2 protein-coding genes are annotated in these 23974 nt (G+C 65.3%); both read left to right on the forward strand.

The window, feature by feature from the left end; genetic code table 11:
• The first annotated feature begins 154 nt into the window (after positions 1–154).
• On the forward strand, positions 155–13087 hold the full coding sequence (locus HX786_RS25590) for a non-ribosomal peptide synthetase (RefSeq protein WP_178912756.1): 12933 nt from the start codon (positions 155–157) through the stop codon (positions 13085–13087).
• On the forward strand, positions 13084–23974 hold a 10891-nt coding region (locus HX786_RS25595), incomplete at its 3' end, for a non-ribosomal peptide synthetase (protein ID WP_178912757.1). The genes HX786_RS25590 and HX786_RS25595, both read left to right, overlap by 4 nt.

The raw sequence follows: 23974 nt of genomic DNA on the forward strand, positions 1-23974 counted from the left end.
CCACCCCCCGAATCCTCTAATTTCCCAACCCTGCGGGAAGCCTCCCGGCCCACGACTGCGCCCGCGCTTTAAACCGGGCCTCCCAGGCACTTACGCGACAGCTGAAAACGGACTTTCTCCTCAACCGTATCCGACTCAAAAAGCAGGTTACCCCATGCAGTTCAGCAAATTACTGGCAGCTCTTTCCACCCACCCGATCCGCCTGCAAATGGACGAAGGCGACCTGATCATCCTGGGTGACGACGACGCGCTGGATGACGCCCTATGGGACCAACTGATCGCCCACAAACCCCAACTGCTCGACCTCGTCGCCCAACACGGCGGCGACTGGCTCAGCCCGGCCTATCGCATCACCCCGGACATGCTGCCCCTGGTCAACCTCGACCAACCCGCCATCGACCGCATCGTCGCCGCGATCCCCGGCGGGGCGGCGAATGTGCAGGATATCTACCCTCTGGCACCCCTCCAGGAAGGCATGCTCTACCACCATCTGTCAGCGCACCAGGGCGACCCCTACGTGCTGCACGCGCAGTTCGTGTTCGACAGCCGTGCCCGTCTTGAAACCTTCGCCCAGGCCTTGCAATGGGTCATCGACCGCCACGATATCCTGCGCACCTCGATGGCCTGGGATCGCCTCGACGAACCCCTGCAAGTCGTCTGGCGCAAGGCCTCGCTGGCCTGCGAAGAAGCCCGCCTCGACGGCGATGTACTGACCCAACTGCAAGCCCTCTACGACGCCCGCAACTACCGCATGGACCTCGGCCAGGCACCGCTGCTGCGCCTGGTGTTCGCCGAAGACCCGCGCAACCAGCGTGTGGTCGCCATGCTGCTGTTCCACCACACCATCCTCGACCACACCGCCCTCGACGTAGTGCGCCGGGAGATCCAGCTGCACCTCGCCGGCCAGACCGAACACGCCAGTGCACCGGTGCCGTTTCGCAACTACATCGCCCAGGTCCGCCATGGCGTCAGCGAACAGGCTCACGAAGCGTTCTTCCGCGAGATGCTGGCCGATATCGACGAGCCAACCCTGCCGTTCGGCCTGCAGGATGTGCAGGGTGACGGGCATGGCATCGACGAAACCCGCATTGCCGTCGACGGCGATCTAAGTCGCCGTCTAAGGGCCCAGGCAAGACCGTTGGGTGTCAGTCCCGCCAGTATGATGCACCTGGCGCTGGCCCAGGTGCTGGGCAAGGTCTCGGCTCGCGAAGCCGTGGTATTTGGCAGCGTGATGCTCGGCCGCATGGGCGCAGGCGAGGGCTCCGACCAGGCCCTGGGCATGTTCATCAACACCCTGCCGCTACGGGTAGATGTAGGCGAACAAAGCGTGCGCGAGGGCGTACAAACCACCCATAAACGCCTGACCGAATTGCTCGATCACGAACACGCCTCCCTGGCCCTGGCCCAGCGTTGCAGCGGTGTGGCCGCACCCACGCCGTTGTTCAGTGCCATCCTCAATTACCGTCACAGCGATGCCTCGGACACCCAGGCGGTGATCGATATCGCCGAAGGCATCCAGGTGTTGGGCGCCGAAGAACGCACCAACTACCCGCTGACGGTCAACGTCGATGACCTGGGCGAAGGCTTTGCCTTTACCGTGATGGTGGACGCCTCCATCGGCGCGACGCGCATTGCCGGTTACCTGCACACCGCCCTGGAAAACCTGGTGCTGGCCCTGGAACAAACGCCAGATGCACCGTTGCACAACCTGGGCATCCTGCCTGCCGCCGAACGCCAGCATCTGCTGCATGGCCTTAACGCTAGCACCCAGCACTACGCCGATTCAGCCCTGATCCACCAGCAAGTCGAAGCTCATGCCGCCAGCCATCCCGAAGCCATCGCGCTGCGCTTTGAACACGAACACCTGAGCTACCGCGAGCTGAACGAGCGCGCCAACCAGGTTGCGCATTGCCTGCTCAAGCATGGCATCCGCCCCGACGACCGGGTGGCGATCTGTGTCGAACGCGGGCTGGAAATGATCATTGGCCTGCTGGGGATTCTCAAGGCTGGGGCGGGTTATGTGCCGATCGATCCGGCCTACCCGCTGGACCGTATCGCCTACACCCTGAAAGACAGCGCGCCGCTGGCGGTGCTGGTGCAGGACGACACCCGCCACCTGGTGGGCGACGTCACGTCGATCGACCTCAACAGCCTGCAGCACGAGCCCATCGTCAACCCCAACGTTGCAATCAGCGCGTCCAGCCTGGCCTATGTGATCTACACCTCCGGCTCTACCGGCCTGCCCAAGGGCGTGATGATCGAACACCGCAACGTCGCGCGACTGTTCAGCGCCACCGAGCATTGGTTCAAGTTCAACGCCAATGACACCTGGGCGCTGTTCCACTCGTTTGCCTTCGACTTCTCCGTGTGGGAGATCTGGGGCGCGCTGATGCATGGCGGGCAGTTGCTGGTGGTGCCGCAGTTGGTCAGCCGCTCGCCGGACGAGTGTTACGCACTGCTGTGCGAAGCCGGCGTCAGTATTCTCAACCAGACCCCGAGCGCGTTCCGCCAGTTGATCGCGGCGCAGGGCCGCAGCCAGCAACTGCACTCGCTGCGCCAGGTGATCTTCGGCGGTGAAGCCCTGGAACCGGGGATTCTCAAGCCGTGGTACGCCCGGGTGACCAACGCCGGTACGCGGTTGGTCAACATGTATGGCATCACCGAAACCACCGTGCACGTGACCTACCATGCCCTGGAGGCGGCGGATGCACAGCGGGTGGGCGTGAGCCCGATTGGCGTGCGCATTCCCGACTTGCAACTGTATGTGCTGGACGCCCGCCGCGAACCGGTGCCGAGCGGCGTAGTCGGGGAGTTGTACGTCGGCGGTGCCGGCGTGGCGCGGGGTTATCTCAACCGCGATGAGCTGACGGCCGAACGTTTTCTGACGGATCCCGCAACCGGCCTGCGCCTGTACAAGACCGGTGACCTCGGCCGGATGCTGGCCGACGGCAGTGTCGAGTACCTGGGGCGCAACGACGACCAGGTGAAGATTCGCGGTTTCCGTATCGAACTGGGGGAAATCGAAGCACGCCTGGCCACCTGCGAAGGTGTGCGCGAAGCCGTGGTGATTGCCCGCGAAGACGAACCGGGCGACAAGCGCCTGGTGGCCTACGTGATTGCCCAGCCTGAACACACGCCCACTGCCGCTGAGCTGCGTGACCACCTGCTGCTGTCCCTCGCCGAGTACATGGTGCCCAGCGCCTTTGTGCTGCTCGACGCGTTCCCGCTTACCACCAACGGCAAGCTCGACCGCAAGGCCTTGCCGGCACCGGACGCCGATGCCCTGGCCCGTCGTGGTTATGAAGCGCCACAAGGCGCGGTGGAAACCGCGATCGCGAATCTCTGGCAAGACCTGCTGAAGGTCGACCGGGTCGGGCGCCAGGACAACTTTTTCGAGCTGGGCGGCCATTCGTTGCTGGCGGTCAAGCTGATCGAGCGCATGCGCCAGCTCGAGCTGAGCGCCGATGTGCGGGTGCTGTTCGGCCAGCCGACCCTGGCTGCGCTGGCCGCTGCGGTGGGCGGGCAACATGAAGTGCAGGTCCCGGCCAACCTGATCGGCGAAGCGACGCGGCACATCACCCCGGACATGCTGCCGCTGGTGAACCTCGACCAGCAGGCCATCGACCATATCATCGCCAGTGTCCCCGGCGGCATCGCCAACGTGCAGGACATCTACGGCCTGGCCCCGTTGCAGGCCGGCATCCTCTACCACCACCTGGCAACCACCGAAGGCGATCCCTACGTGTTGCAGGTGCAGTTCAGCTTCAGCGGCCATGAGCCGGTCGAGGCGTTTATCCGTGCGCTGCAAAGTGTCATCGAGCGCAACGATATCCTGCGTACCGGGATTGTCTGGGAAGGCCTGGACGAGCCGGTACAGGTGGTCTTGCGCCAGGCGCTGCTGGTGGTTGAGCAGGTTGAAGCCGATCCTTCCAGTGCCGTATTGGCGCAACTGCAGGAACGCTTCGACCCACGCCACTACCGCCTCGACCTGTCCCGCGCCTCGTTGATGCGGTTTGCCTACGCCGAGGATCACGGCCGTTACGTCGGCATCCTGCTGCTGCACCACATCCTGCTGGACCACACCGCGTTGCAGGTGCTGGTGGAGGAAATGAGCGCGAGCCTTGCAGGCGAAACCTGCTTGCTGCCCGACGCCGTGCAGTACCGCAACTACGTGGCCCAGGCGCGCCTCGGTGTGAGCGCTGCGCAGCATGAGGCGTTCTTCAGCGAAATGCTCGGCGACATCGACGAGCCGACCCTGGCCTTCGGCTTGCAGGACGTGAACCGCGACGGCAGCGGTGTGCGCGAAGCGCACGTGGCATTGGAACCGGCCCTCAGCCTGGGCCTTCGCGAGCAGGCCCGGCAACTGGGGGTGAGTGCCGCAAGCCTGGTGCACCTGGCGTGGGCCCAGGTCCTCGGCCAGGTCTCGGGCCAGGACGACGTGGTCTTCGGCACCGTGCTGCTGGGCCGGCTGCACGGCGGCGAGGGCGCCGACCGGGCGCTGGGAATGTTCATCAATACCTTGCCGTTGCGGGTCAGTGTCGGCGCGGTGGGCGTGCAGGCTGGCGTGCGCGCCACCCATGCGCGGCTGGCACAGTTGCTGGGGCATGAACATGCCTCCTTGTCCCTGGCCCAGCGATGCAGTGGCGTGTCCGGTGCGCTGCCGTTGTTCAGCACCTTGCTCAACTACCGCCACAGCGCGCCGGGTGAAGCGCCGGGCGCCAGCCCGTTCGCCGACGCCGGGATCGAAATCCTCAGTTCCGAGGAGCGCAGCAACTACCCGCTGGTGCTGAACGTCGACGACCTCGGCGCAGGTTTTGCCCTGACCGTGCAAGGCGTGGCGGAGGTGGATGTGCGGCGCGTCGGCGACTACATGCTCAGCGCCTTGCGCAACCTGGCCACGGCACTGCAACAGGCGCCGACCACACCGCTGCATCAAGTGTCGATCCTGCCACCCGCCGAGCGGCATCAAGTGCTGGTGGACTTCAACGCCACTGCCCGCGCCTACCCGGCTGCGCACACCGTGCACGGGATCTTCGAAGCCAGCGTCCTGACCAGCCCCGACGCGCTGGCGGTGGTGCACGGCGACGTGTCGCTTACTTACCGCGAACTCAACCTGCGGGCCAATCGCCTGGCCCACTATTTGATCGACCAGGGTGTAAAACCGGGCGACAGCGTGGCCATCGCGCTGCCACGTTCCATCGACCTGCTGGTCAGCCAACTGGCCATCCTCAAGTGCGCGGCGGTGTACGTGCCGCTGGACATCAATGCGCCGGACGAACGCCAGGCGTTCATGGTGCAGGACAGTCAAGCCGGGCAGGTGCTGCGTGATCTCGACGGGCTGAACCTCGACAATCAGCCGACCCATAATCCGAACCTGTCCCAGTCTGCCGAAAGCGTGGCGTACATCATGTACACCTCCGGCTCAACCGGTGCGCCCAAGGGCGTGCAGGTGCCCCATCGCGCCGTCTCTCGATTGGTGATCAACAACGGCTACGCCGACTTCAATCACCGCGACCGGGTGGCCTTCGCCTCGAACCCGGCGTTCGACGCCAGCACCCTCGATGTGTGGGCGCCGTTGCTCAACGGCGGCTGCGTGGTGGTGGTCGAGCATGCCACGTTGCTGTCCCAGGCCGCGTTTGGCGCCCTGTTGCAGGAGCAATCCGTCAGCGTGTTGTGGATGACCGCCGGGCTGTTCCATCAGTACGCCGACGGGTTGATGCCGATGTTCCGGCAACTGCGCTACCTGATCGTCGGCGGCGATGTGCTCGACCCGCAGGTGATCGCCCGGGTGCTTGAGCACGGCGCGCCGCAGCACCTGCTGAATGGCTATGGCCCCACCGAAGCCACGACGTTTTCCACCACCTTCGAGATCAAGTCGGTGGGTGAGGGCGGTATTCCGATTGGTCGACCGATTGGCAACAGCCGTGCCTACGTGCTGGATGCACGGCAGCAGCCGGTGGCGCTGGGCGTGGTTGGCGAGCTGTACATCGGTGGCGCGGGTGTGGCCAAGGGGTACCTGAACCAGCCGCAATTGACCGCAGAGAAATTTATCGTCGACCCGTTCGGCGATGGGCTGCTGTACCGCACCGGCGACCTGGCGAGCTGGCAGGCGGACGGCACCTTGCTGTACCAGGGCCGCAATGACCATCAACTGAAAATCCGGGGTTTCCGTATCGAGCCGGGTGAAATCGAAAGCTGCCTCGCCAGCGTTTCCGGCGTCAAAGACACGGTGGTGCTGGCCCGTGAAGATGAACCCGGCGACAAGCGCCTGGTGGCTTACTACACCGCCCAGGCGCCGCTGGGCATTGAAGCGTTGCGTGCGCACCTGCAAAGCCGGCTGCCGGACTACATGGTGCCGTCGGCCTATGTCTGGCTGGAACTGTTACCGCTGACCGCGAACGGCAAGCTGGACCGCAAGGGCCTGCCTGCGCCCGATCAGGACTGCCTGCTCAGCCGTGGTTTCGAAGCCCCGGAGGGCGAGGTGGAAACCCTGCTGGCGCAGATCTGGCAGGACGTGCTGAACGTCGAGCGTGTCGGGCGCTTTGACCACTTCTTTGAACTCGGCGGCCATTCGTTGCTGGCGGTGAGCCTGATCGAGCGCATGCGCCAGGCCGGCCTGAGCGCCGATGTGCGGGTGCTGTTCAACCAGCCAAGCCTGGCGGCGCTGGCGGCGGCGGTGGGCAGTGGCCGGGAAATCGTGGTGCCGGCCAACGGCATTGCGCCGGGCTGCGAGCACATCACGCCGTCGATGCTGACCCTGGTCAAGCTGGACCAGCCGGCCATCGACCGCATCGTGGCGACGGTGCCCGGCGGTGCGGCCAACGTGCAGGATATCTACCCGCTGGCGCCGTTGCAGGAAGGCATCCTCTACCACCACATCAGCGCCGAACAGGGTGACCCCTACCTGCTGCAATCGCGCATGGCGTTTGACAGCGTCGAGCGTTTGCAGGCCTTCATGGGCGCGCTGCAAAAGGTCGTGGCGCGCCACGATATCCTGCGCACCGGCGTGGTGTGGGAAGGCTTGGACAGCCCGGTGCAAGTGGTGTGGCGTCATGCCGAATTGGTCGTACAGCACATCCCGCTGGACCCGGCCGATGGTGATGTGATCGAACAACTGCACGCGCGTTTTGATGCCCGCCACTATCGCCTGGATATCACCCAGGCGCCGCTGCTGCGCATGGTGTATGCGCAGGACCCGGCCAACCAGCGGGTCGCGGCGATCCTGCTGTTCCATCACCTGGCACTGGACCACACCGCCATGGAAGTGGTCGGCCAGGAAATGCGGGCGTTCCTGTTCAACCAGGCCGATGACTTGCCGGCCGCGGCACCGTTCCGTCACTACGTGGCACAGGCGCGCCTGGGTGTCAGCGCCCAGGAACACGAGCAGTTCTTCCGCGAAATGCTCGCCGATGTCGACGAGCCCACGCTGCCCTTCGGCGTGCAGGATGTGCAGGGCGATGGCCGGGATATCGAAGAGGCCGAATTGCCCGTCGATGCAGGGCTGGCGCTGCGGGTTCGTGAACAGGCGCGGCAACTGGGGGTCAGCGCTGCGAGCCTGATGCACCTCGCGTGGGCCCAGGTCCTCGGGCTGGTGTCGGGCCGTCAGGACGTGGTATTCGGCACCGTATTGATGGGCCGCATGCAAGCCGGCGAAGGTGCCGACCGGGCATTGGGCATGTTCATCAACACCTTGCCGCTGCGGGTGGAGGTGGGTGCCGACGCGGTACGTGCCGGCGTCAAGGCGACCCACGCCCGGCTCAGTGCCTTGCTGGGCCATGAACATGCGTCCCTGGCGCTGGCCCAGCGGTGCAGCGGCGTGCCGACCTCGATGCCGTTGTTCAGTGCCTTGCTCAACTACCGCCACAGCACCCCGGGCGAAATGGCCCGCGACGGCCACGGTATCTGGGAAGGCGTGCAGTTGCTCGGCGGCGAAGAACGCAGCAATTACCCGCTGACCTTGAGTGTGGACGACCTCGGTACGGGCTTCGGCTTGACGGTACTGGCGCTGGAATCCATCGGCGCGCAGCGCCTGTGCGACTCCATGCACAGTGCGCTGGAGCAACTGGTGGAGGCCCTTGAGCACGCGCCGCAAACGCCGTTGCATCAGTTGCCGGTACTGCCTGCCCGCGAACGCGAACACCTGCTGCGCAGCTTCAACGCCACCGCCCGCGACTACCCGCAAGGGCAGACCCTGCACGGCGCTTTCGAAGCCCAGGCCCTGCGCCTGCCGCAGGCGATTGCCGTGAGCCAGGACGGCCAGCACCTGACGTACCAACAGCTCAACCAACGCGCCAACCAACTGGCCCATCACCTGCTGGCGCTGGGCGTACAGCCCGACGACCGTGTGGCGATCTGCTGCCGACGCGGCCCGCAGATGCTGGCGGGCCTGCTGGCGATTCTCAAGGCGGGCGCGGCCTACGTCCCGGTAGACCCGGCCTATCCGGCCGAGCGCATCGCTTACCTGCTGCAAGACAGCGCACCGGTCGCGGTCCTGGCCGAAGAGAGCACCCGTGGCGTGCTCGGTGATATCGCCATCGTCGATCTGCATGGCGCCTATCCCGACGGCACCAATCCCCACGTCGCCAGCCTGACCCCGGCGAACCTCGCCTATGTGATCTACACCTCCGGCTCCACCGGCCAGCCCAAAGGCGTGATGGTGGAACACCGCACCGTGGAAAACCTGGTGCATTGGCACTGTGAAGCCTTCGACCTGCAGGCCGCCAGCCACACCAGCAGCGTGGCCGGCTTCGGTTTCGATGCCATGGCCTGGGAAGTCTGGCCGGCATTGTGCGTGGGGGCGACCTTGCACCTGCCACCGGCCCATGTCGGCAATGAAAACATCGACGAACTGCTGGCCTGGTGGCTGGCCCAGCCGCTGGACGTGAGCTTCCTGCCCACCCCGGTGGCCGAGTACGCGTTCAGCCAGGACCTTGAGCACCCAAGCTTGCGCACCCTGTTGATCGGCGGTGATCGCCTGCGCCAGTTCAGCCATGAGCGACGTTTCGCGGTGATCAACAACTACGGCCCCACCGAAGCCACGGTGGTCGCCACCTCTGGCCGGGTGCGCGCCGGCCAGCCGCTGCATATCGGCAAGCCGATGGCCAATGCCACGGTGTACCTGCTGGATGCACAACAACGGCCGGTGCCGGTGGGTGTGGCCGGTGAGCTGTATGTAGGCGGCCGCGGCGTGGCCCGCGGCTACCTGAATCGCCCGGACCTGACCGCCGAGCGATTCCTCGATGACCCGTTCAACCCGGGCCGCATGTACCGCACCGGCGACTTGGCGCGCTGGCTGCCGGATGGGAACATTGAATATCTGGGCCGCAACGACGACCAGGTAAAAGTCCGGGGCGTGCGCGTCGAGCTGGGAGAAATCGAAACCCGCCTGGCCGCCGTCGACGGCGTCAAGGAAGCCGTGGTGCTGGTGCGCGACGGCCGCCTGGTGGCCTGGTTCACCCAGCAAACCCCGCAAACCCCGCTGGTTATCGAAACCCTGCGCGCCGAGCTGCACAGCCAACTGCCCGAGGCCATGGTGCCGGTGGCCTACGTCAAACTCGACAGCTGGCCGTTGACCGCCAACGGCAAGCTTGACCGCAAGGCGCTGCCGGCACCGGATCAGGCCGCCGTGCTCAGCCGGGAATATGAAGCCCCACGCGGCGAAGTCGAGACCACCCTGGCGCGGATCTGGGCCGAGGTGTTGCAGGTGGAGCAAGTGGGCCGCCATGACCACTTCTTCGAGCTGGGCGGCCATTCCTTGCTGGCGGTAAGCCTGATCGAGCGCATGCGCCAGGCCGGCCTCAGCGCCGATGTGCGGGTGCTGTTCAGCCAGCCGACGCTGGCGGCATTGGCAGCGGCAGTGGGCAGCGGCCGGGAAGTGGTGGTGCCGGTGAATGCCATCGCCGCCGATTGCCCGCGCATTACGCCCTCGATGCTGCCATTGGTGGAGCTGGATCAGCCGATGATCGACCAGATCGTCGCCAGCGTGCCGGGTGGCGCCGCCAACGTGCAGGATATTTACCCGCTGGCACCGTTACAGGAAGGCATTCTTTACCACTACATCACGGCGGAGCAGGGCGATCCGTACCTGCTGCAATCGCACCTGGCATTCGATACCCAGGCGCGCCTGGACAGCTTCGCCCAGGCCTTGCAGCAGGTGATCGACCGCCACGACATCCTGCGGACCGGCGTGGTCTGGGAGGGCTTGGCGCAGCCGGTGCAAGTGGTGTGGCGCAAGGCTCGATTGACGGTCGAAGCGCTGCATCTGGACGGTGATGTGCTGGCCGGCCTGCATCAGCGTTTCGACGCCCGGCGCTACCGGCTGGACATCGCCCAGGCGCCGCTGATCCGCCTGATGTACGCCAACGACCCGGCCAATCAGCGGGTGGTGGCGGTGCTGCTGTATCACCACATCGTGCTGGACCACACCGCGTTCGACGTGGTGCTGCGGGAAATGCAGGGCTACCTGCTGGGGCACCCCGCACCGCAGGCAGCGCCGATGCCTTATCGCAATTACGTGGCGCAGGCGCGACTGGGTGTCAGCGAGCAGGAGCATGAAGGGTTCTTCCGCGAGATGCTTGGCGATATCCACGAGCCGACGCTGCCGTTTGGCTTGCAGGATGTGCAGGGCGATGGTCGGGATATCGAAGAATTCACGCATCACCTGGACGCTGCCGTCAGCCGGCGCCTCAGGGCCCAGGCACGCCTGCTGGGCGTGAGCACCGCGAGCCTGTTCCACCTGGCATGGGCGCAGGTGTTGGCGGTGACGTCGGGCAAGCCGAATGTGGTGTTTGGCACGGTGCTGGTCGGCCGGATGCAGGGCGGCGAGGGCGCGGACCGGGCCCTTGGCGTGTTCATCAACACCCTGCCATTGCGCCTGGATATCGACGGGCAAGGCGTGCGCGACAGCGTGCGCAGCACCCATGCCCGGCTCACCGCGCTGCTGGGCCATGAACATGCTTCCCTGGCCCTGGCCCAGCGTTGCAGCGGGGTGGCGGCGCCGCTGCCGCTGTTCAGCTCGATGCTCAATTATCGCCACCGGGGCGGCGCCACTCGTTCACAGGACGCGCAGCACGCCTGGGAAGGCATGCAGACCCTGACCAATGACGGGCGCACCAACTATCCGTTGACCCTGAACGTCGATGACCTGGGTGATGGTTATGACTTCACCGCGTTGACCCCGGCCCAGGTGGGCGCACAACGGGTCTGCGGTTATATGCAGATGGCGTTGACCCAGTTGGTGGAGGCCCTGGAGCACGCGCCGCACCAGGCCCTTGACCACCTGCCGATCCTGGGGGATGCAGAGCGTCAGCAGCTGCTGTTTGATTTCAATGCCACCGAGGTTGACTACGACCTGGCGCAGACCCTGCACGGCCTGTTCGAGGCCCAGGTCGAGCGCACGCCGGATGCATTGGCGGTGAAGGCGGGTGAGCAATGCCTGACCTATGCCGAGCTGAACCAGCGCGCCAACCAACTGGCGCACCACCTGCGGGAACTGGGCGTGCAGCCGGATGCGCGGGTGGCGATTTGCGTCGAGCGTGGACTGGAGATGGTCATCGGTCTGTTTGCGATCCTCAAGGCCGGCGGTGGTTATGTGCCGCTGGACCCGGCGTACCCGCTGGATCGCCTCGCCTACATGCTGCAAGACAGCCAGCCCGCGGCGCTGCTGGTGCAGGGCGCTACCCGTTCGTTGCTGGGCGACGTGACGGTGCCGGTGGTGGATCTTGACCAGAACACCTGGGCGCACCAGCCGGTGTCCAACCCACAGGTTCCCGGGTTGACCGCGCAGCACCAGGCCTACGTGATCTACACCTCCGGCTCCACCGGCCAACCCAAGGGCGTGATCAACGAGCACGCGGGTGTGGTCAACCGCCTGCTATGGATGCAGGACGCCTACGGCCTGAACGCCACTGATGCGGTACTGCAGAAAACCCCGTTCAGCTTCGATGTGTCGGTGTGGGAGTTCTTCTGGCCCCTGTTCACCGGTGCGCGGCTGGTCATGGCACGCCCCGGCGGGCACAAGGAGCCGGCTTATCTGTGCGAGGTGATCGCGGCAGAACAGATCACCACCTTGCACTTCGTGCCGTCGATGCTCGATGTGTTCCTGGCCCACGGTGATGTCAGCCAGGGCGCCGGGCTGCTGCGGGTGATGTGCAGCGGCGAAGCCTTGCCCGGCAGCCTGGTGCGGCGCTTCAAGCAGCAATTGCCCGGCATCGGCTTGTACAACCTCTATGGCCCGACGGAAGCCGCGGTGGACGTGACCGCCTGGAACTGCGCCAGGCCCGTGGTGCCGGACAACACGCCTATCGGCAAGCCGATTGCCAACACCCGCATGTACCTGCTGGATGCCCGGTTGCAACCGGTGCCGCTGGGCGTGGTGGGCGAGCTGTTTATCGCCGGTGTGCAAGTGGCTCGCGGTTACCTGCACCGTCCCGAACTGACGGCCGAGCGCTTCCTCAAGGACCCGTTCAACCCAGGCCGGATGTACCGCACCGGTGACGTCGGGCGCTACCTGCCGGATGGCAATATCGAGTACCTGGGCCGTAATGACGACCAGGTAAAAATCCGTGGCCTGCGTATTGAACTCGGGGAAATCCAGGCGCGGCTGACCGAGTACCCACAGGTGAAGGAAGCAGCCGTGTTGGCCCGCGACGAACGCCTTGTGGCGTACTACACCGGCGTGCCGGCCGATATCGAACAGTTGCGGGCGCACCTTCTGGCGCGTTTGCCGGACTTCATGGTGCCTGCGGTATTCGTGTATCTGGACGCTCTGCCCCTGAGCCCCAACGGCAAGCTCGACCGCAAGGCCTTGCCGACGCCGGGTGTGGAATCGCTGATCGTGCGCGAGTACGAAGCCCCGGTGGGCGCTACCGAAATCACCCTGGCGCGGCTGTGGGCCGAGCTGCTGAAGGTGGAGCGGGTCGGGCGTCACGACAACTTTTTCGAGCTGGGCGGGCACTCGTTGCTGGCCGTCAGTCTGATCGGACGCTTGCGTCAGGAAGGCATGGAAGCCGATGTGCGGGGCCTGTTCGAACAGCCGACCCTGGCCGGCTACGCCGCAATTACCGAACGAATGGAGATCGTCCTGTGAGCATCATCGAACTGTTGGCGACACTCAAGGCCAAGGATGTGCAACTGGCGCTCAAGGGCGATCAGTTGTCGGTGCAAGGCAACAAGCAGGCCCTGAGCGACGCGGCACTGGTGGCCTCGCTGCGCGAACACAAGCCGGCGCTGATCGAGCTGATCAAGGCCGGGGAGTACTCGGCCACCAAGGCCGGTGAGGTGCAGGTGCCGGCCAATGGCATTCCACCGGGCGCTACCTCGATTACCCCGCAGATGCTGAGCCTGTCGACCCTCAGCCAGGCGTCCATCGATCGCATCCTCGAGACCGTCGAGGGTGGCGTCGCCAATGTGCAGGACATCTACCCGCTGGCACCGTTGCAGGAGGGCATCCTCTACCACCATGTGAGTGCCGAACACGGCGACCCGTACATCATGCAGTCGCTGTTTGCCTTCGACAGCCTTGAGCGTTTCGAGGGCTTTGCCCTGGCCTTGCAACAGGTGATCGACCGTCACGACATCCTGCGGACCGGCGTGGTGTGGGAAGGCCTGGAAGAGCCGTCGCAAGTGGTCTGGCGCACGGCGCGCCTGCCGGTGCAGGCGATTGAACTGGACCCGGCAGACGGCGATATCGCCGCCCAGTTGCATCGCCTGTTCGATGGCCGCCACTACCGCATGGACGTGACCCGCGCGCCGCTGCTGCGCCTGGTGCGGGCCTGGGATGAAGCCGGCCAGCGCGTGGTGGCCATGCTGTTGTTCCACCACATGGCACTGGACCACAGCGCGCTGGAAGTGGTCTGCCACGAGATGCAAGCCTGCCTGCTGGGCAGGGCGGGTGAACTGGGCCAGGCGGTGCCGTTTCGCAACTATGTCGCCCAGGCGCGCCTGGGCATCAGCGAGCAGGAGCACGAGGGGTTCTTCCGGCAGATGCTCGGCGACATCAGCGAGCCGACCTTGCCCTACGGCCTGCAGGATGTGCAGGGCGACGGCGACAACATCCAGGAGATCAGCCTGCCGCTGGCCCCGGAGCTGAGCCGGCGCTTGCGCGCCCAGGCCCGGCAGTTGGGCGTCAGCGCCGCGAGCCTGTTCCACATGGGCTGGGCCCAGATGCTGGGAGTGCTGGCGGGCAAGGAACAGGTGGTGTTCGGCACGGTGCTGATGGGCCGCATGCAGGGCAGCCACGACACCGACCGTGCTCTGGGGATCTTTATCAACACCTTGCCATTGCGGGTGGATGTAGGCGCCGAAGACGTGCGCACCGGGGTCAAGGCGACCCATGCCCGGCTGACCACCTTGCTGCGTCACGAACACGCGGCGCTGGCCCTGGCCCAGCGTTGCAGCGGTGTAGTGGCGCCGACGCCGCTGTTCAGCGCGTTGCTCAACTACCGCCATAGCGCAGGCGGCGCGAGCGCCGAAGCGGTCTCGGCCTGGCAGGGTATTCAAGCGTTGCGCTCCGAGGAACGCACCAACTACCCGTTGACCCTGAGCGTCGACGACCTGGGCGAAGGCTTCAGCCTGAGCCTGTTGGCCAGTGCCCAGGTTGATCCGCAGCGGGTGTGCGCTTATCTGCAAACTGCCCTGGAGAATTTGGTACAGGCGCTGGAACAGGCACCCGAAACACCCTTGAATCGCTTGTCGGTGCTGCCCGAGGCGGAGCAGCGGCATCTGCTGGAGCAGTTCAACGCGACAGCCATCGACTTCCCCCAAGGCACCACCCTGCACGGGCGTATCGAGGCCCAGACCCTGCTGACCCCGGACGCGGTGGCCGCGGTGTATCAAGGCCGCCAGCTGACCTATGCCGAGTTGAATCAACAAGCCAACCTGCTGGCCCATCACCTGCTGGCGCTGGGGGTAAAACCCGACGATCGCGTGGCCATCGTTGCCCGGCGCGGGCTGGACACCCTGGCCGGGTTGCTGGCGATCCTCAAGTCCGGCGCCTGCTATGTACCGGTGGACCCGTCGCACCCGGCCGAGCGCCTGAGCTACCTGCTCGGCGACAGCGCCCCGGTCGCGGTACTGACCCAACATGCATTGCTGGAGCGCCTGCCCGCGCTCGATGTGCCGGTGATCAACCTGGACCGTTTTACCTGGCACCACCATTCGGCGAGCAACCCGCAGGTGGCCGTCACGCCCGCCAACCTGGCCTACGTGATCTACACCTCCGGCTCCACCGGTCTGCCCAAGGGCGTGATGGTGGAACATCACACCGTGGCCAACCTGGTGGACTGGCACTGCACCGCGTTTGACCTGTGCGCAGGCCGTCACACCGCGAGCGTGGCCGGGTTTGGCTTTGACGCGATGGCCTGGGAAGTCTGGCCGGCACTGTGCGTGGGGGCCACCTTGCACCTGCCGCCGGCCCACGACGGCGCCGAAGATATCGACGCGCTGCTGGACTGGTGGCGCGCGCAACCGCTGGACGTGTGTTTCCTGCCCACGCCGGTGGCCGAATATGCGTTCAGCCAGAACATCGAGCACCCGACCCTGCGCACCTTGCTGATTGGCGGCGACCGCCTGCGCCAGTTCACCCGGGCCCAGCGTTTCGAGGTGATCAACAACTACGGCCCCACCGAAGCCACGGTGGTGGCGACCTCCGGGCGGATCGAGCCCGGGCAGCCGTTGCACATCGGCAAGCCCATTTCCAATGCCACGGTTTACCTGCTGGACGAACAGCAGCGCCCGGTGCCCTTGGGGGTTGCCGGTGAACTGTACGTGGGCGGCAAGGGCGTGGCGCGGGGTTATCTCAATCGCCCGGAAATGACCGTCGAACGTTTCCTGGATGACCCGTTCAATTCGGGCCGTATGTACCGCACCGGCGACCTGGCGCGCTGGTTGCCGGACGGAAATATCGAGTACCTGGGCCGCAACGACGACCAGGTGAAAATCCGCGGTGTGCGCATCGAACTGGGGGAAATCGAAACCCGCCTCAACCAACTGCCTGGTCTTCAGGAAGTGGTGGTGCTGGCCCGTGAAGACCAACCGGGCCAGCCACGGCTGGTGGCTTACTTCACCGAAAACCCGCAATTCGAACCGCTTGAAGTGGGCGAGGTTCGTGCCCATCTGGTGGCGCACTTGCCGGACTACATGGTGCCGGTGGCCTACGTGAAACTCGATGCGTTGCCCCTGACTGCCAACGGCAAACTGGACCGCAAGGCCCTGCCAAAGCCGGACCTGGCCGCCGTCTTCACCCGCGAATACGAGGCGCCTCATGGCGATATCGAAGCCGTCCTCGCGCAGATCTGGGCCGAGGTGTTGCAAGTGGAACGTGTTGGGCGCCAGGATCATTTCTTTGAGTTGGGCGGCCATTCGTTGCTGGCCATGCGCATGGTGTCCCAGGTTCGCCAGCAACTGGGGGTCGACCTGGCTCTGGGCGAACTGTTCGCCAACGCCGAACTGGCGGCGGTGGCGCAGGTAGTGGCCCAGGCCGGGCGCAGCACCTTGCCGGATATCCTGCCGGCGGCGCGGGACACGGAGTTGCCGTTGTCGTTTGCCCAGCAACGCCTGTGGTTCCTGGCGTTGATGGAGGGTGCCAACACCGCCTACAACATTCCCATCGGCCTGCGCCTGCGCGGGCAGTTGCACGTCGACGCGCTGCAACGGGCCCTGGCGCGGATTGTTGCGCGGCATGAGACCTTGCGCAGCCGGTTTGCCCAACAGGATGACGACGCCCAGGTGCTGATCGTGCCGCCTGAAGAAGTGATGCACCTGCAAGTCCAGGACCTGCGTCGCCACCCCGAAGCACAGCAGGTGCTGGACGCGTTGATCCAGGGCGAAGCCTCGGCGCCTTTTGATTTGCAGCGCGGCCCGCTGTTGCGCGGGCGCCTGGTGATCATGGCCGACGATCATCACGTGTTGCTGCTGACTATCCACCACATCGTGTCCGATGGCTGGTCCATGGGCGTGCTGACCCGCGAACTGATGGCGCTGTACCAGGCGTTCAGCCACGGTGAGGCTGACCCACTGCCGCCGTTGCCGATCCAGTACAGCGACTTTGCCGTATGGCAGCGCCTGTGGCTGAGCGGCGAAGTGTTGCATCGCCAGAGCAGCTACTGGCAACACACCCTGGCCGGTGCGCCGGCGTTGCTGATGTTGCCGACCGACCGTCCACGCCCGGCCCAGCAGGACTACGCCGGCAGCAGCGTCGAGGTGCACCTGGATGAGCGCCTGAGCGCCGGGCTCAAGGCCCTCAGCCAACGCCACGGCACCACGCTGTACATGGTGATGATGACGGCGTGGGCCTCGTTGCTCGCGCGTTTGGCCGGGCAGGAGGAAGTGGTGATCGGCTCGCCGGTCGCCAACCGCCAGCGGGCCGAGGTGGAAGGCCTGATCGGGTTGTTCGTCAACACCCTGGCAGTGCGCATTGATACCTCGGGCGAACTGAGTGCCGAGGCGCTGCTGGCGCGGGTCAAGGGGCTGGCGCTGGACGCCCAGGCTCATCAGGATCTGCCGTTTGAGCAGGTGGTGGAAATCACCCGGCCATTGCGCAGCCTGGCCCATAGCCCGCTGTTCCAGACGATGTTGACCTGGCAGGACAGTGACGCGCCGGTGCTGGCCCTCGGCGACCTGAGCCTTGAAGGAATCGTGGAGGACAGTCACTTTGCCAAGTTCGACCTGTCCCTGAACCTCGGCGAGACCCGGGGCGAAATTCGCGGCACCCTGGAATACGCCATCGCGTTGTTCGACGAGTCGACCATGCAACGCTATGTCGGCTATTTCACCCGCGTGCTGCAGGCCATGGTGGATAACGATCAGGCGGTGCTGGAGCAGGCTGACTTGCTGGACGATCAGGAGCGCCAGCATCTGCTGTTCGACTTCAATAACACCACAGTGGATTACAACCTCGACCAGACGCTGCACGGTATGTTCGAAGCCCAGGTGGCGAGAACGCCGGATGCGCTTGCGGTGAAGGCAGGCTTGGAGTGCCTGAGCTATCGCGAGCTGAACGAACGGGCCAATCAGTTGGCGCACCATCTGCGGGAGCTGGGTGTACAGCCGGATTCGCGGGTGGCGATTTGCGTCGAGCGCGGCCTGGAGATGGTCATCGGTCTGTTCGCAATCCTCAAGGCGGGCGGCGGTTATGTGCCGCTGGACCCGGCGTATCCGCTGGAACGTATCGCCTACATGCTCAAGGACAGCGCCCCGGCCGCCGTGCTGGTGCAGGGCGAAACCCGTTCGTTGCTGGGCGACGTCACGGTGCCGGTGGTGGACCTGGACCGGAACACCTGGCAGCACCAACCAACGTCCAACCCACGAGTGGATGGGCTGACCGCGCAGCATCAGGCCTACGTGATCTACACCTCGGGTTCTACCGGCCAACCGAAAGGCGTGATCAACGAGCACGCGGGCGTGGTCAACCGCCTGCTGTGGATGCAGGACGAGTACGGACTGACTGCCCAGGACAGGGTGTTGCAGAAAACCCCGTTCAGCTTCGACGTGTCGGTGTGGGAGTTCTTCTGGCCGCTGTTCACCGGCGCGCGGTTGGTGATGGCGCGTCCTGGCGGGCATAAAGACCCGGCCTACCTGTGTGAGGTGATCGAGGCGGAGCAGATCACCACGCTGCACTTTGTGCCGTCTATGCTCGATGTGTTCCTGGCCCACGGCGACGTCAGCCAGGGCGTCGGGCTGGTGCGGGTGATGTGCAGTGGTGAAGCGCTCCCCGGCAACCTGGTGCGCCGCTTCAAACAGCAGTTGCCGGGCATCGGTTTGTACAACCTTTATGGCCCGACGGAAGCGGCGGTGGACGTGACGGCGTGGGATTGCGCCGGGCCCGTCACGCCGGACAACACCCCCATCGGCAAGCCGATTGCCAACACCCGCATGTACCTGCTGGACGGGCAGTTGCAGCCTGTTCCATTGGGTGTGGTGGGCGAGCTGTTCATCGGCGGTGTGCAAGTGGCCCGGGGTTACCTGCACCGTCCTGAGCTGACGGCCGAGCGCTTCCTCAAGGACCCGTTCAGCGCGGGCCGGATGTACCGCACCGGCGACGTCGGGCGCTACCTGCCGGACGGCACCATCGAGTATTTGGGCCGCAATGACGACCAGGTGAAAATCCGTGGCTTGCGCATCGAACTGGGGGAGATCCAGGCGCGACTGCTGCAATTCCCGCAGATCAACGAAGCCGCCGTGGTCGCCCGCGATTCACGGCTGGTGGCTTACTACACCGGCGTGCCGGCGCAAATCGACGCTTTGCGCAGCCATTTGCTGGAACACCTGCCGGACTACATGGTACCGGCCACCTTCATGCACCTGGACGCCTTGCCCCTGAGCCCCAATGGCAAGCTCGACCGCAAGGCACTGCCGGCGCCAGGCCAGGAATCGGTGAGCGCCCGGGAGTACGTCGCGCCTGTGGGTGAGACCGAAATCACCCTGGCCGGCCTCTGGGCGGATTTGCTCAAGGTGGAGCGTGTGGGTCGGCACGACCATTTCTTCGAGCTGGGCGGCCATTCGCTGCTGGCCGCCAGCCTGATCGGCCGCATGCGTCGGGTCGGGTTGTCGGCGGATGTGAAAGTGTTGTTTGGTCAACCCACCCTTGCAGCCTTGGCGGCTGCCGTGGGTGGTGGTCGCGAAGTGGTGGTGCCGGCCAATGGGATTGCCGCGGATTGCACGCGGATCACCCCGGACATGCTGACGCTGGTGAACCTGAAGCAACCCGCCATCGACCGCCTTGTCGCGAGCATTCCCGGCGGCGCAGCCAACGTGCAGGATATCTACCCGCTGGCGCCGTTGCAGGCCGGGATCCTGTATCACCATCGCGCAGTGCAACAGGGTGACGCGTACTTGTTGCAGGCGCAGTTTGCCTTCGCCAGCGTCGAGCGCCTTGAAGCGTTTGCCCAGGCGTTGCAAGCGGTGATCGAGCGGCAGGATATCCTGCGCTCGTCGATGCACTGGGACGGGCTGGAAGAACCGGTGCAGGTGGTGTGGCGCCAGGCCTCGCTGCGGGTTGAGGCGATTCAGGCGACGGGCAATGTGCTGGAGCAATTGCAGTCGCGCTTCGAACAGCATCGGCTGAACTTGGCTCAGGCACCGCTGATGCGCCTGGTGTACGCCGAGGACCCGGCCAACCAGCGGGTGGTTGCGTTGTTGCTGTTCCATCATCTGGTGATGGACCACGTGGCACTGGAAGTATTGCAGCACGAGATGCAAGCCTGTCTATTGGGCCGGTGCGAGCAATTGGGTGCGGCGGTGCCGTATCGCAATTATGTGGCGCAGACGCGGTTGGGCATGCGCGAGGAAGAGCACGAAGCGTTCTTCCGCGAGATGCTCGGGGAGGTCGATGAGCCGACGCTGGCATTGAGTGCACCGGGTGAAGCGCAACAGGCACATTTGCGCGTCGACCCGCTGTTGAACGGGCGCCTGCGCACCCTGGCACGGCAGCTTGGGGTGAGTGCTGCGAGCCTGATGCACCTGGCCTGGGCGCAGGTGCTGGGTAAGGTTTCCGGCCGCGAGCAGGTGGTGTTCGGCACCGTATTGCTGGGCCGGCTGCAAGGCGGCGAAGGCGCCGAACGTGCCTTGGGCGTGTTCATCAACACCTTGCCGCTGCGGGTCGACCTGGGTGAGCGCACGGTGCACGCAGCGCTGATGGCCACCCACGCAAGCCTGACCCGGTTGCTCAGTCACGAACATGCGCCACTGGCCCTGGCCCAGCGTTGCAGCGGGCTGCCGGCCAATACGCCGCTGTTCAGCGTGCTGTTCAACTATCGCCACAGCGCCCCGCACGCTGGCGGCGTAGCCGAGGTGTGGCAGGGCATGCAGGTGCTCAAGGCCGAGGAACGTACCAACTTTGCGCTGTCCCTGAGTGTCGATGACCTGGGCGACGGGTTTGGCTTTGACGCCATGGGGCAGGGCGCGCCACGCCTCTGCGAGTACCTGCATGTTGCCCTGGAGCAACTGGTGCAGGCCCTGGAACAGAATGCAGGGGGCTCAATCAGCCAACTGTCGATTCTGCCGGCGGCGGAGCGTGAAAAACTGCGGATGGAATTCAACGCCACCCAGCGCGAATTCCCTCACGAACATACGGTGCAGCGTTTGTTCGAAGCCCAGGCCCAGGCACGCCCGGGTGCTATCGCAGTGGTGCATGGTGAACACACCCTGAGTTACGGCGCGCTGAACACCCGAGCCAACCAGTTGGCGCACCACCTGCGCAACCTGGGCGTGCAGCCCGGCGACCATGTGGCGATCCTGTTGCCGCGCTCGATTGACCTGTTGCTCAGCCAACTGGCAATCCTCAAATGCGCGGCGGCCTACGTGCCGCTGGACATCAACGCCCCGGCCGAGCGTCAGGCCTTTATGGTGCAGGACAGTGGCGCGGTGTGGCTGTTGACCCACAGCAGCGAGCCTGTCGCTTACCCAGCCCGACGTATCGACCTCGACACCCTGGCGCTGGACCCGCAACCGAGCCACAACCCGGACCTGTCGCAGTCCTCGGAGCGCGTGGCGTACATCATGTACACCTCCGGCTCCACCGGCACTCCCAAAGGCGTTCTGGTACCGCACCGGGGCATCACGCGGCTGGTGATCAATAACGGCTACGCCGATTTCAACGCCCATGACCGCGTGGCGTTCGCTTCCAATCCGGCGTTCGACGCGAGCACCATGGACGTGTGGGGCCCCTTGCTCAACGGCGGCCAGGTTCTGGTGATCGACCATGCGACCTTGCTCGACCCCGGCGCGTTTGGCCGGGCACTGAAGGCGGGCGGGGCGACGATCCTGTTCGTCACCACTGCGCTGTTCAACCAGTACGTGCAATTGATTCCCGACGCGTTGGCCGGGCTGCGCATCCTGTTGTGCGGCGGCGAACGGGCCGACCCGGCGGCGTTCCGCAGCCTGCTGGCCCAGGCGCCGGCACTGCGGCTGGTGCATTGCTACGGCCCGACGGAAACCACCACTTACGCCACCACGCATGAAGTGCAGGCCATCGCCGCCGATGCCGAAAGCGTGCCGATCGGCAGGCCGATTGCCAACACGCAAATCCACCTGCTGGATGCGCACTTGCAGCCGGTGCCGCTGGGCGTGGTCGGGGAAATCTGCATTGGCGGGCATGGCGTGGCCAAGGGGTACCTGAACCGGCCGGAGCTGACGGCCGAGAAGTTTGTCGATGATCCGTTTGGCGATGGCTTGTTGTACCGCACCGGCGACCTTGGGCGCTGGTCGGCGGACGGACTGCTGGAGTGCATCGGGCGTAATGACGACCAGGTGAAGATCCGCGGCTTCCGCATCGAGTTGGGCGAGATCGAAGCACGCCTGGCCACCTGTAGCGGCATCAAGGATGTGGTGGTGCTGGCACGAGAAGATGCGCCGGGGGACAAGCGCCTGGTGGCGTACTACACCGGCGAGCCGCTGGCCATCGAAGTGTTGCGCAGTCATCTGCTGCAGCACCTGCCGGACTACATGGTGCCATCGGCCTATGTACCGCTGGAAAAAATGCCCCTGACGGCCAACGGCAAGGTCGACCGCAAGGCCCTGCCGGTGCCCGCGCTGGAGGCATCGGCGAGCCGCGTGTTCGAGGCGCCGGCGAACGAGCTGGAACAGACACTGGCACGCCTCTGGGCCGAGGTGTTGCGGCTGGAGCAGGTCGGTCGGCATGACAGTTTCTTTGAACTGGGTGGCCATTCGTTGCTGGCGATCCGGCTGGTCAACCTGATGGAAGAGGCGGGGCTTGAGGTGTCGTTGGCCGAGCTGTTCCAGCACGCCAGCGTGGCCTCGGTCGCCTCGATGCTCGGTCAGCGCACGGCGCGGGAGGACAACAGCTCGCTGATCACCGTACGCGCCAGCGGCAGCCAGCCGCCGTTGTTCCTGGTGCATGAGTTCAGCGGCATGGACGTGTATTTCCCGGCGCTGGGCCGGCACCTGCCGGGGGACTACCCGATCTATGGCTTGCCCGGTGCACCCCTTGGCGAGGTGCAGTTGCAGACCATGGAAGGCCTGGCGGCGCGGCTGGTGGGGATTATCCGCTCGGTGCAGCCCCATGGGCCGTATCGGTTGGCGGGTTGGTCGTTCGGCGGGGTGTTGGCCTATGAAGTGGCGATGCAACTGCAGGGGCTGGACGAACCGGTGGCATTCCTCGGGTTGATCGACAGCTACGTGCCGCGCATGACCGACCAGGGCAAAGCGCGCTGGAGCGGGCCGGATGCCCTCAAGCGGCATTTGCTGTTGCAGTGCACGGCGTATTGGAAGGCACAGGGAGGTGTGGATGAGTTGGCGAGCCTTGAGCAACTGGAAGCGGACATTGGACAGCTGGACTTTGCGGGTTTGCTGCAACGCTGCCGCGATCGGCATTTGTTGTACGCGCAGATGGCGGCGGCTTCGGACGCGGACCTGTTGAGTTTTATCCAGCGGGAAGTCGGGCATGGGCATGCGTTGGCGCATTACAGCCTGTTCCCGATGCCACTGGCGGTGCACTTGTTCAGCGCCGCCGAGCGGCCGACGGAACTCTCGCGGCGCAGCCTGGATTTGGGATGGGATGAGGCACTGGCCGTGGGGCAATTGCGCCGCATTGAGGTGCCGGGGGATCACCAGAGCATGATGCAGGCACCGCATATCCAGGCGCTGGGGCAGGCGATGGTTGAGGCCCTGGCGTTGAGTGAGGCGCCGGCTGTGGCGGTGCATCAGCCGCTGTTGCGGATCCAGAGTGGTCGCGCCGGGCAGGCACCGATCTTCTGTGTACCGGGGGCGGGGGATAGCGTGACGGGGTTTGTAGGGTTGACCGAGGCGTTGGGACGGGACTGGCCGATCTTTGGCTTGCAGCCCCGTGGGCTGGATGGGGAGGTGGTGCCCCATAGCCAGGTTGAGGCGGCGGCGCGCTGTTATTTGCAGGCCCTGGAGCAGGAATGTCCTTCGGGGCCAGTGCATTTGGTGGGGCATTCGTTTGGCGGTTGGGTGGTGTTCGAGATGGCCACGCGGTTGCAGGCTCAGGGGCGTGAGG

Source organism: Pseudomonas sp. 21615526 (assembly GCF_013386245.1).
In the GTDB taxonomy this organism is placed as follows: Bacteria; Pseudomonadota; Gammaproteobacteria; order Pseudomonadales; family Pseudomonadaceae; genus Aquipseudomonas.

Excerpts from the sequence above, each read along its gene's own strand:
- HX786_RS25590 (WP_178912756.1), top strand. The coding sequence starts at position 155 with ATGCAGTTCAGCAAATTACTGGCAGCTCTTTCCACCCACCCGATCCGC.